A 12068-nucleotide genomic window follows, 5' to 3' on the forward strand; every position below is an offset into this window, starting at 1 on the left:
AGTAGTATTTCTATTTGAAATTCAAAACTTTTTTCAAATAAATATTCAAATAAATAAAGCACCTTAGCCTGACTATCCCTCTACAACTTTCTTAATTGCATCGAAATCAGGAAGATCACCTGCCGATTCTAAAACTTCAGCATAAATAATTTTTCCTTCTTCGTCGATCACAAAAGCAGCTCTTTTGGATACACCTTTCAAATTATAGACAAATTCTTCATAAATTGACTGATAAGCTCTGGACGTTTCTTTGTTAAAATCCGATAATAAAGGGAACTGATAGAACTGCTCTTCTTTAAATTTTGCCAATGTAAAAGGCGAATCCACAGAAATACCCAATACTTCAGCATTCATTCCCTGGTAAAAACCAAAACTATCTCTCATGGTACAAAGCTGAGTAGTGCATGTACCAGTAAAAGCCATTGGGAAAAACTGTAATACTAATTTCTTTCCTTTGAAATCAGCTAATGATGTCTCTTTTAAATCTGAGCTGAATAATTTAAAATCCGGAGCCTGATCGCCTATTTGTAATCCCATTTTAATATATGTTAGTTGTATGTATAATTATCTATTTCGCTTCCTGTTCAGTCAGCCGTTCTCTTTCTTTTAATTGTTCATCCAGCAAAGCCAGCCCCTGCTCAAAACTGCGTGGCGCATAACCAAGCTCTTGAATAGCTTTATCTAATATAAAACCAGTCCTTGCTGGTCTTGGTGCCGGCTGATTAAGAGAAGCTGCGCTAATCTCTGTAATCAATTCCTTATTTAAATTCCAAAAATCAGCAACCCTGAATACCAATTCTGAAACACCCATCATATCTTTCCCTGAAATATTAAACACACCATGCGCATCCTTCTCTACAACTAAAAGGCAGGCATCTGCCAGATCCTCTGCCAGAGTTGGCATCCGCCACTGATCATTGACTACATTAATAGGAATCCCTTTCTCCAGCGCCCCCTTAGCCCACAGTACAATGTTACTTCTGCTTTCATCACTGATAATTCCATATACAATGATAGTACGTAAAATAGCCCACTTACAAGAAGCACTTTGAATCAGTTCCTCTGCTTCTAATTTTGTCTTTCCATAATAGCTTAAAGGATTCGGAACATCCGATTCAAGATATGGGCCATTCAATCCATCAAAAATAAAATCCGTAGACAAATGAACCAATTGTATATTGTATTCCTCACAAATCGTGATTAATGTTTTTACCGCTTCCACATTCAGTGCATATGCCAGCTCTTTTTCCGTCTCGCATTTATCAACATTTGTTAGTGCAGCCGTATGGATAATTGCATCAGGCCTGTAACGCTCCAGAACGTCTCTGACATTTACAGGATCAAGAATATCCATTTCCGCATAGACATAGCCCTGAGTAATCTTAAAACGATTTTCACCTTTCGAAGTTGCCACCAGGTTAAACTGCTTTGCTGACAATATTGCGGAGGTAATTTTCTGTCCGAGAAGCCCGTTACTGCCCGTAACTAATACTGTTTTCATGCCCACTAAATTATTGATAAAAAAACTGTGGAAAAACTTTTTATTTATATACAAAAATTATATCGAAAATCCTTAGCTTTGCAAACCGAATTGAAGCCTTTAAAACGGCCTTTAACAATTTGATATTTATAATTTTACCAAAAACAATATATGCCTAACATTGGAAAAATAGCGCAGATTATAGGACCGGTAGTAGACGTGAGTTTTGCTGACGATGCTCATTTACCTCAAATCTTCTCTGCATTAGAGATTGAAAAAGAAAACGGACAGAAGATCGTTTTAGAAGTTCAACAACATCTTGGTGAAGACCGCGTCCGTGCAATTGCAATGGACTCGACTGATGGTTTAGTACGTGGAATGGCCGCAGTTGATACTGGCTCTCCTATTAAAATGCCTATTGGTGATCAAATCAAGGGTCGTTTATTCAATGTTGTAGGTGAAGCTATTGATGGAATTAACGCAGTTGATAAAACTGGCGGTAAATCTATTCACAACGCCCCTCCACGTTTCGACGAACTGTCAACAGAATCAGAAGTACTTTATACAGGTATCAAAGTAATCGATTTATTAGAACCTTACGTTAAAGGTGGTAAAATTGGATTATTTGGTGGTGCAGGTGTAGGTAAAACTGTATTGATCATGGAATTGGTAAACAACATTGCGAAAGCATATGCTGGTTTATCAGTATTCGCAGGTGTTGGTGAGCGTACACGTGAAGGAAATGACCTTTTACGTGAATTCATCGAATCTGGTGTAATCAACTATGGTGATGAATTCCTTCATTCAATGGAAAAAGGTGGATGGGACTTAAGCAAAGTTGATACAGAGAAATTAAAAGAATCTAAAGCAACATTGGTGTTCGGTCAAATGAACGAGCCTCCTGGAGCACGTGCGCGTGTAGCTTTATCAGGATTAACTGTAGCTGAATACTTCCGTGATGGTGATGGAGAAGGCGCTGGAAAAGACATTCTTTTCTTCGTGGATAACATCTTCCGTTTCACTCAGGCTGGTTCTGAAGTATCGGCACTTTTAGGTCGTATGCCTTCTGCAGTAGGTTACCAACCAACTCTGGCAACAGAAATGGGATTAATGCAAGAACGTATTACTTCAACTAAACGTGGATCAATTACTTCCGTACAAGCAGTTTATGTACCTGCGGATGATTTAACTGACCCGGCTCCGGCTACAACGTTTGCCCACTTAGATGCAACAACAGTATTATCACGTAAAATTTCTGAGCTGGGTATCTATCCTGCTGTAGATCCACTGGATTCTACATCACGTATCCTTTCTCCGGCTATTTTAGGAGACGAACACTATAACACTGCACAACGTGTGAAAGAAATTTTACAACGTTACAAAGAGTTACAGGATATTATTGCGATTTTAGGTATGGATGAATTATCTGAAGAAGATAAATTAATCGTTCACCGTGCACGTCGTGTTCAACGTTTCTTATCACAACCTTTCCACGTAGCTGAGCAATTTACAGGCTTAAAAGGTGTATTGGTTGACATTAAAGAAACCATCAAAGCATTCAACATGATTATGGATGGTGAAGTTGATGAATACCCTGAAGCTGCATTTAACTTAGTAGGTGGCATCGATGATGCAATTGAAAAAGGAAAGAAACTATTAGCTGAAGCAAACGCTTAATTAAAGCGTATACACTCAACATATGACATTAGAAATATTAACACCAGATAAAAAAGTCTTCGAAGGCGAAGTAACAGCAGTTACTGTACCAGGAACGATGGGATCTTTTCAGATTTTGAGAGATCATGCACCTATTATTTCAACTTTAGAAGATGGACCAGTAATTATTAAAAGCAAGACTGACGAACAGATCTTTATTATTAAAGGTGGCGTTGTAGAGGTTTTAAAGAACAAGATTATTGTTTTAGCTGAGGGTGTAGCTTAATATTTAATCATAAATTATCAAAAGAGAGTGCTCCAAAAGGGTACTCTCTTTTTTTATGCGCTATTTTTTCTGCCTAACAAAGGATCATAACTCCCCAAGATTATCATTCCAATAAAACAGTAGTAAATCCATTTTTCTACCCCATTAATTTGAGCAGTTTTTATAAATTTCTCAGCACTTTTCCAGATTTTAAGCAGAATTTCTCTAAAATTATAATGCAAGCATAAAACCTATACCGAATACCAATATCATATTTGGTATAGTAGACACCAGTTTTAGAAAGGTTAATCCTATTTCATGGCAAATTTTATATTGAATTTACATCTATTTTATACATTATATTTTTTTTCATTTATTTTCATTCTGCTATTGACAGTTTGTAAAGCAAAAACTAAATTGTATTTATATAAAGCAAACATAAAATACAAGAAAATGCAAGGTTTATTCAAAGCGCAAATTAATGTCATTATTAACCTAATTATTCTGCTGATTCTTCAGGAGAGTAAGGCGCTGTAAATGAATATTTAACCTAGAAAAATATCAGAAAGCGCCTCCCAACAGAGGCGCTTTTTTAGTAAGAGCAAAACCAAACCACCGAAACCAAGAAAAAATGCAATACTACGATTCAGCCACAGTACTTTACCTAAACGGGAAGTTCATCAAAGCCCCGGAAGCCAAGACAAGCTTGTATAGTCAATCTTTACATTATGGCTATGCAGTGTTTGAAGGTATCCGTGCGTACAATACACATAACGGAACCAGGATATTTAAAGCTAAAGAGCACTACGAGCGCCTGAAGCGTTCTGCTGAACTGATGCACATCCCATTTCCGTATGATATTAATGAACTGATCAAACAGACCTATAAATTACTGGAAAAGAATAAATTAAAAGACGCTTATATCCGTCCATTAGTGTATTGCGCACCTAATATGACCTTATCACCAGCAACAGAAGTCTCGATTATGATCTGTGCCTGGGAATGGGGAGCATATCTTGGAACACAATTACAAAAAGTTTGTATTTCCAGCTACCAAAGACCAAATCCTAAATCTACACACGTAGAAGCTAAAGCAAGCGGACATTATATCAATTCAATATTGGCGACTACCGAAGCAAAAAGCAAAGGTTTTGACGAAGCTATCTTACTGGATATGAATAATAATATCGCTGAGGCCCCGGGAGCTAATATTTTCATCGAGAAAAACGGGAAACTGTATACTCCCCCACTAGGAAATATCCTTGCAGGAATTACCAGGGCAACTGTGATCAGATTATGTAAAACACTGGATATAGAATGTATTGAAAAACACTTATCAGTGGATGACCTGAAAAATGCAGACAGCGCTTTCTTCTGCGGAACAGCAGCAGAAGTTATCGGTATTGCCTCTGTAGATGAAGCCATTTTCCCTGCAACATGGACAGAAACCTTAGGTGCAACCATACAGCGCACTTATAAAGCATTAGTATTAGAAAAACAAAACTACGAAGTAATCATATAAAACCTATAAAAAGATAAGATGTCACAAGAAGCACCAGAACTGAACCGATACAGCAAAGTTTTCACACAAGATCCTACCCAACCAGGCGCACAAGCAATGTTGTATGGTATTGGTTTGACCACAGAAGATATGCAAAAAGCACAGGTGGGTATTGCCAGCATGGGATATGATGGAAACACCTGTAATATGCACTTAAATGATTTGGCTAAAATCGTTAAAGACGGCGTGTGGAAAAATGATATGGTCGGTTTAACCTTCGGTACAATTGGTGTCAGTGATGGGATGTCAAACGGCACAGACGGTATGCGTTACTCCCTGGTTTCCAGAGACGTAATTGCAGACTCTATTGAAACAATCTGTGGCGGACAATACTACGACGGCCTGATTACTATTCCAGGCTGTGATAAAAACATGCCAGGTTCAATCATGGCCATGGGGCGCTTAAACAGACCTTCGATTATGGTTTACGGTGGTAGTATCCATTCAGGAAAATACAAAGGAAAATCATTAAATATAGTCTCTGCTTTTGAAGCATTAGGAGAAAAATTAGCTGGTAACTTATCAGAAGAAGATTATCAAGGTATCATCCGTCATACCTGTCCCGGTGCGGGGGCTTGTGGCGGTATGTATACCGCGAATACCATGGCCTCAGCAATTGAGGCTTTAGGAATGAGCTTGCCATACAGCTCATCTTATCCGGCACTGAGTGACGAGAAAAAAGATGAATGTTTCCGCGCAGGAAAAGCAATCAGAGTACTATTGGAGCGCAACATCCTTCCCTCAGATATTATGACTGACAAAGCATTTCACAATGCAATTGTAACAGTAATGGTGCTAGGCGGATCAACAAATGCCGTACTGCATTTAATCGCGATGGCAAAATCGGTAGGCCTTAGCTTAAAATTAGAAGACTTCCAGAATATCAGTGACAATACGCCTGTTTTAGCCGATCTGAAACCAAGCGGTCAATACCTAATGGAAGATGTCCATGAAATAGGTGGTATACCAGCAGTTTTAAAATACCTGTTAAAAGTTGGATTGATCCACGGAGATTGCATCACTGTTACTGGTAAAACCATCGCAGAAAACGTAGCCGATGCAGTAGACCTTAATTTCGACGAACAGAAAATCATTTTCCCGGTAACCAGTCCGTTAAAAGCTACCGGTCACTTACAAATGCTTTATGGCAACCTGGCCGAAAAAGGTGCAGTAGCTAAAATCAGCGGTAAAGAAGGAGAAAAATTTGAAGGCCCTGCCCGCGTCTTCGAAGGAGAGCAAAAACTGATCGCAGGAATTCAAAGCGGAAAAGTACAACGCGGAGACGTAGTTGTTATCACTAATGTAGGTCCAAAAGGAGCACCTGGGATGCCAGAAATGTTAAAACCAACTTCTGCAATTATTGGTGCAGGCTTGGGGAAATCAGTGGCATTAATTACTGACGGACGTTTTTCAGGAGGTACGCATGGTTTTGTAGTAGGTCATATTACACCAGAAGCCTGGGATGGAGGAAACATCGGATTGGTTAGAGACAATGACATTATCACGATAGATGCAGTTAACAACACCCTGCAATTAAACATATCTGACGAGGAACTTGCACAAAGAAGAGCCGAATGGAAACAGTTACCACCACCCGTCAAAAGCGGAGTCCTTTATAAATACCTGAAACAAGTAAGTAATGCGAGCGAAGGCTGTGTTACTGATGCTTACACTGATTAATTAACCTAAGCCCCAATTTAAACGCGAACAAAATGGACACTACACAAGAGGTAACGACCAAGCTGGCAGAACCTAAAAAGACCACGCAGGTAACAGGCTCGGTAGCCTTGCTGGAAGGATTAATTGCCGAAGGAACTGAAACTATTTTCGGTTATCCCGGCGGAGCGATCATGCCTATCTATGACGCTATTTACGACTATAAAGAAAAGTTAAACCACATATTAGTAAGACATGAGCAAGGCGCTACACACGCCGCTCAGGGTTTTGCCCGTACTTCGGGTAAAGTCGGCGTAGTCTTCGCAACCAGCGGCCCAGGTGCCACTAACCTGGTTACCGGATTAGCTGATGCACAAATAGACAGTACCCCCTTAGTTTGTATTACAGGACAAGTATTTGCACACCTTTTAGGAACAGATGCTTTTCAGGAAACTGATGTAATCAATATCACTACCCCTGTTACTAAATGGAATTACCAGGTAACAGATGCCAATGAAATTCCTGCTGCACTGGCTAAAGCATTTTACATTGCCAGAAGCGGAAGACCAGGCCCGGTATTAATTGATATTACCAAAAATGCGCAGATGCAATTATTTGATTACGAAGGCTATGTCCCTTGTACGCATATCAGAAGTTATCGCCCAAAACCAATTATCAGAAACGAATATATTGAGCAGGCAGCTGCTTTAATTAATAACGCTAAAAAACCATTTATCCTTTTCGGACAAGGTGTATCATTAGGAAATGCAGAAGAAGAATTCAAAGCTTTTGTAGAAAAAAGTGGTATCCCTGCAGCCTGGACAATCCTTGGTGCGGGTGCAATTCCAACAGATCACCCACTGAATGTAGGAATGCTGGGCATGCACGGTAACTATGGCCCTAACGTACAAACCAATTCATGTGACGTACTGATTGCTATCGGAATGCGTTTTGATGACCGGGTAACAGGCCGTCTGGATAAATATGCAAAACAGGCCAAAGTTGTCCACTTAGATATTGACCCTGCAGAAATTGATAAAAACGTAAAAGCAGATGTACCCGTTTGGGGAGACTGTAAAGAGACACTTCCTTTATTAACAAACCTGATTACTGAAAAAACGCATGCAGGCTGGTTAGCAGAATTCAAGGCTTACGAGAAAATTGAACAGGAAGAGCTGATCGAACCAGAATTAAACCCGCAAAGCGGAGAGCTGACCATGGGTGAAGTTATTCATCAATTGAATATCCTGACCAAAGGCGAAGCAGTCATTGTAAGTGATGTTGGCCAGCACCAGATGGTAGCCTGCAGATACGGAAAACTGAATGCAACCCGCCTTACAGTAACCAGTGGCGGATTAGGAACCATGGGTTTTGGTTTACCAGCAGCTATAGGTGCTAAATTCGGTGCACCAAACCGTACAGTTGTTGCCGTAATTGGTGACGGAGGATTTCAGATGACACTACAGGAATTAGGTACGATTATGCAATTCGGTGTAGACGTTAAAATCCTGATCCTGAATAACCAGTTTTTAGGTATGGTTCGTCAATGGCAGCAATTATTTAATGAGAAGCGTTACTCTTTCGTAGATATTACCAGTCCTGATTTCGTGAAACTTGCTGAATCGTATTATATCGCCGGCAAAAAAGTTACTGAACGGGCTGATCTTGTTGGTTCCCTGGAACAAATGCTGCAGCATCCCGGATCATTCCTTTTAGAGGTGATGGTAAGCAAAGAACATAATGTATTCCCTATGGTTCCTCAGGGCTGTAGTGTAAGTGAAATCAGACTTAAATAATTAACGATTATGAGCAATTCTCAGGATATAGAGTTAGCAAATGCTAAACAAGAATTTACCATTACGGTATATACTGAAAATCAGATCGGTATACTTAACCGTATTGCGATTATATTTTCAAGACGGAAGATTAATATTGAAAGTCTGAATGTTTCGCCTTCTGAAATTGAACACATCCACCGTTTCAATATCTTAATTACTGAAACCGAAGAAGTAGTTCGCAAACTGGCCAGACAAATTGAAAAACAGGTAGAAGTTCTCAAAGTATATTTTAATACGAATGAAGATATTATCTGGCAGGAACTAGCCCTGTATAAAGTACCTACTGATACTATTGTAGAGAAAGTAGTGGTTGAACGCTTACTTCGTGAAAACGGAGCCAGAGCTGTGGTGATCCGTAAAGATTACACCGTATTTGAAACCACAGGTCACCGTACCGAAACAGATAAACTGATCGAAGTATTACAACCTTACGGACTGATTGAATTTGTGCGCAGTGCACGTGTTGCCATTATCAAAGACAGTAAAGGCTTCAACAGCAAACTGAGAGAATTTGAACGCCTTGATCCGGGTCAGGATGTCATTGAAAACGAGTTCCTCGACAAAGAAAAGAACGTATTTACAATGTAAACCATTGTGAACCAATAAAATTAGCCAATAAAACAATTAAAAGAACCTTAAAAATCAAAAAACAATAAACGATGTCAAATTATTTTAACACACTTCCTCTTAGAGAAAAATTAAACCAATTAGGTGTTTGTGATTTCATGGACAGTTCAGAATTCCTGGATGATGTAAACGCATTAAAAGGGGAAAAACTGGTAATTGTAGGCTGCGGCGCACAAGGACTAAACCAAGGTTTAAACTTAAGAGATAGTGGTTTAAATGTTTCTTATACTTTACGTAAAGAAGCTATTGAAGGCAAAAGAGATTCCTGGAAAAATGCGACAGAGAACAATTTCACTGTAGGCACTTACGAAGAATTAATTCCTGAAGCTGATGTTGTCATCAACCTGACCCCTGATAAACAACATACTGCGGTGGTTACTGCAATTATGCCATTAATGAAAAAAGGCGCTACTTTATTATACTCACACGGTTTTAACATCGTAGAAGAAGGCATGCAGATCCGTAAAGATATTACGGTAATCATGGTAGCTCCTAAATGTCCTGGAAGTGAAGTAAGAGCAGAATATGTAAGAGGTTTCGGTGTACCAACCCTGATCGCTGTACACCCTGAAAATGATCCTGAAGGAAAAGGTCTGGTACAGGCAAAAGCATATTGCGTTGGAACAGGCGGACACAGAGCTGGTGTATTGAAATCATCTTTCGTTGCCGAAGTGAAATCAGATTTAATGGGTGAGCAAACTATCCTTTGCGGATTATTGCAAACAGGCTCTATCCTGTCTTTTGATAAAATGGTTGAAAAAGGAGTGGATGCAGGTTACGCTTCTAAACTTGTTCAATATGGTGTTGAAGTGATCACTGAAGCCTTAAAACAAGGTGGAATCACTGCAATGATGGACAGATTAAGTAACGTGGCAAAGATCAAAGCTTTTGAAATCTCAGAAGAACTGAAAACAATTATGCGCCCATTGTTCCAGAAACATCAGGATGACATTATGAGTGGTGAATTTAGCCGTACCATGATGGAAGACTGGGCAGCGGGAGATAAAAACTTATTGGCATGGCGTGCAGCTACTGGTGAAACAGCATTTGAAAAAACACCAGCAGGTAACGTTAAAATCGGAGAACAAGAATACTTTGACAACGCTTTATTGATGGTTGCTTTTATCAGAGCAGGTGTTGAATTAGCTTTTGAAACTATGGTAGAAGCAGGTATTAAACCTGAATCTGCATACTATGAGTCTTTACACGAAACTCCGCTGATTGCTAATACCATTGCACGTAAAAAGTTATTTGAAATGAACAGAGTGATTTCTGATACTGCAGAATATGGTTGTTATTTATTTGATCATGCTTGTAAACCTTTACTGGCAGATTTCATGAAACAAGTAGATACTGATCTGATTGGTAAAAATTTTAACGAAGGCAAAGATGGTTCAGTAGATAACAGAGCACTGATCGCAGTAAACGAAGTTATCCGTTCTCATCAGGTTGAAACTATCGGTGCAGAACTGAGAAAAGCAATGACCGCAATGAAATCAATTAAAACAGCATAAGAATAATATAAAACCTCTCAGGTCAATAGCCTGAGAGGTTTACAAAACAAGCATAAGATGTCAAAAACATTAGTAGAAAAAATATGGGATGCACACGTTGTAAAAAGCGAAACAGGATTTCCTGATATTCTATATATTGATACGCACTTAATCCACGAGGTAACCTCTCCGCAAGCTTTCGATGGCTTACGCAAAAGAGGTTTGCCCGTTTTCCGTCCGCAGCAAACGGTAGCTACTGCCGACCATAATGTACCTACAATCGATCAGCTGCTGCCGATCAAGGAAGAACTATCACGTTATCAGGTTGATATGCTGACTAAAAACTGTGCAGAATTCGGTATCGAACTGTATGGTCTGGGTCATCCATTTCAGGGAATCGTTCACGTAATCGGCCCTGAACTGGGAATTACGTTACCAGGAAAAACAATGGTTTGTGGTGACAGTCACACTTCTACACATGGCGCTTTTGGTGCAATTGCATTCGGTATTGGTACCTCACAAGTGGAACAGGTTTTTGCGACACAATGTTTATTGCAGCAGAAACCGAAGACCATGAAAATCGAGGTGAACGGTACTTTAGGAAAAGGCGTGTCTGCTAAAGACATTATTTTATACATTATCTCTAAAATATCTGCCGCAGGTGGTACTGGTTATTTTATAGAATATGCAGGTTCGGCAATTGAGGCTTTAAGTATGGAAGCCCGGATGACGATCTGTAATATGAGTATAGAAATGGGTGCCAGAGGCGGATTAATTGCACCTGACCAAACCACTTTCGATTATATCAAAGGCAGAGAATTTGCCCCTGCAGGTGCAGCATGGGATAAAGCCCTTGCCTATTGGAAAACTTTATACAGCGATGCTGATGCTAAATTTGATAGCGTATTAACGTTCAAAGCTGAAGACATTGCCCCAATGATTACTTACGGAACAAATCCGGGTATGGGTATGGGCATTCAGGAAAACATTCCAGCTACAAGTTCACAACCAGGCAAAGAACAATTGTCTTATCAAAAGGCATTGGATTATATGGGGTTTGATGATGATTCTTCATTAATCGGAAAACCTGTTGATTATGTATTTATTGGAAGCTGCACCAATTCCCGTATCGAAGACTTGCGTGAAGTCGCAGAATTTGTAAAAGGAAAACAAAAAGCAGAAAATGTAACGGTATGGATTGTTCCGGGTTCAAAACAAGTGGAACAACAGGCCATCAATGAAGGTCTTGACCAGATATTTGAAAAAGCAGGCTTTCAGCTTCGTGAACCAGGATGCAGTGCATGTTTGGGGATGAATGAAGATAAAATACCTGCTGGAAAATACTGCGTTTCTACTTCAAACAGAAACTTTGAAGGTCGCCAGGGTCCTGATGCAAGAACTTTACTGGTAAGCCCGCTAACAGCAGCAGCAGCGGCAGTTACAGGAAAAATTACAGATGTAAGAGAAATGTTGACCAAGGCTTAGAAAAACA

10 protein-coding genes are annotated in these 12068 nt (G+C 39.6%); 8 read left to right on the forward strand and 2 right to left on the reverse strand.

Features of this window, described 5'->3' with window-relative positions; all coding sequences use genetic code 11:
* Positions 1-72: 72 nt before the first annotated feature.
* Entirely contained in the window at positions 73-537 is a 465-nt protein-coding gene (locus LY11_RS15385; protein WP_111634550.1) for a redoxin domain-containing protein, read from the reverse strand.
* Positions 538-568: 31 nt separating this feature from the next.
* Positions 569-1501: an SDR family oxidoreductase gene (locus LY11_RS15390; RefSeq protein ID WP_111634627.1), complete on the reverse strand. Its 933-nt coding sequence runs from the start codon at positions 1499-1501 to the stop codon at positions 569-571.
* A 150-nt stretch (positions 1502-1651) separates the two neighbouring features.
* On the opposite strand from LY11_RS15390, the gene atpD reads away from it, so the two are divergent.
* From atpD to leuC, 8 genes are all read left to right on the forward strand, one after another.
* A complete protein-coding gene (gene atpD, locus LY11_RS15395; RefSeq protein WP_068406747.1) occupies positions 1652-3157 on the forward strand; it encodes a F0F1 ATP synthase subunit beta in 1506 nt (501 codons plus the stop codon).
* A gap of 22 nt (positions 3158-3179) precedes the next feature.
* Positions 3180-3422, forward strand: coding sequence for an ATP synthase F1 subunit epsilon (gene atpC / locus LY11_RS15400; RefSeq protein ID WP_111634551.1), 243 nt, complete (start codon positions 3180-3182; stop codon positions 3420-3422).
* A gap of 610 nt (positions 3423-4032) precedes the next feature.
* A complete protein-coding gene (locus LY11_RS15410; RefSeq protein WP_111634553.1) occupies positions 4033-4923 on the forward strand; it encodes a branched-chain amino acid transaminase in 891 nt (296 codons plus the stop codon).
* 18 nt (positions 4924-4941) lie between these two features.
* Positions 4942-6642: a dihydroxy-acid dehydratase gene (ilvD, locus tag LY11_RS15415; protein ID WP_111634554.1), complete on the forward strand. Its 1701-nt coding sequence runs from the start codon at positions 4942-4944 to the stop codon at positions 6640-6642.
* Positions 6643-6674: 32 nt separating this feature from the next.
* Positions 6675-8414 carry a biosynthetic-type acetolactate synthase large subunit gene (gene ilvB, locus LY11_RS15420; protein WP_111634555.1) on the forward strand — a complete coding sequence of 580 codons (1740 nt, stop codon included), beginning with the start codon at positions 6675-6677 and terminating at the stop codon, positions 8412-8414.
* A gap of 9 nt (positions 8415-8423) precedes the next feature.
* Entirely contained in the window at positions 8424-9044 is a 621-nt protein-coding gene (gene ilvN / locus LY11_RS15425; RefSeq protein WP_111634556.1) for an acetolactate synthase small subunit, read from the forward strand.
* A gap of 71 nt (positions 9045-9115) precedes the next feature.
* Positions 9116-10597 (forward strand): ketol-acid reductoisomerase, encoded by a 1482-nt coding sequence (ilvC, locus tag LY11_RS15430; protein ID WP_111634557.1) that lies wholly within the window; start codon positions 9116-9118, stop codon positions 10595-10597.
* Between the two features lie 57 nt (positions 10598-10654).
* A complete protein-coding gene (leuC, locus tag LY11_RS15435) occupies positions 10655-12061 on the forward strand; it encodes a 3-isopropylmalate dehydratase large subunit (RefSeq protein ID WP_111634558.1) in 1407 nt (468 codons plus the stop codon).
* Positions 12062-12068 lie beyond the last annotated feature (7 nt).

Origin of the sequence: Pedobacter cryoconitis, assembly GCF_003259615.1 — a bacterium.
GTDB lineage: Bacteria > Bacteroidota > Bacteroidia > Sphingobacteriales > Sphingobacteriaceae > Pedobacter > Pedobacter cryoconitis.

What these genes read in the sequence shown, in the direction of transcription:
- LY11_RS15385 (WP_111634550.1), bottom strand. Translation starts at nt 537, where the DNA reads ATGGGATTACAAATAGGCGATCAGGCTCCGGATTTTAAATTATTCAGC.
- LY11_RS15390 (WP_111634627.1), bottom strand. Translation starts at nt 1,501, where the DNA reads ATGAAAACAGTATTAGTTACGGGCAGTAACGGGCTTCTCGGACAGAAA.
- atpD (WP_068406747.1), top strand. Translation starts at nt 1,652, where the DNA reads ATGCCTAACATTGGAAAAATAGCGCAGATTATAGGACCGGTAGTAGAC.
- atpC (WP_111634551.1), top strand. Translation starts at nt 3,180, where the DNA reads ATGACATTAGAAATATTAACACCAGATAAAAAAGTCTTCGAAGGCGAA.
- LY11_RS15410 (WP_111634553.1), top strand. Translation starts at nt 4,033, where the DNA reads ATGCAATACTACGATTCAGCCACAGTACTTTACCTAAACGGGAAGTTC.
- ilvD (WP_111634554.1), top strand. Translation starts at nt 4,942, where the DNA reads ATGTCACAAGAAGCACCAGAACTGAACCGATACAGCAAAGTTTTCACA.
- ilvB (WP_111634555.1), top strand. Translation starts at nt 6,675, where the DNA reads ATGGACACTACACAAGAGGTAACGACCAAGCTGGCAGAACCTAAAAAG.
- ilvN (WP_111634556.1), top strand. Translation starts at nt 8,424, where the DNA reads ATGAGCAATTCTCAGGATATAGAGTTAGCAAATGCTAAACAAGAATTT.
- ilvC (WP_111634557.1), top strand. Translation starts at nt 9,116, where the DNA reads ATGTCAAATTATTTTAACACACTTCCTCTTAGAGAAAAATTAAACCAA.
- leuC (WP_111634558.1), top strand. Translation starts at nt 10,655, where the DNA reads ATGTCAAAAACATTAGTAGAAAAAATATGGGATGCACACGTTGTAAAA.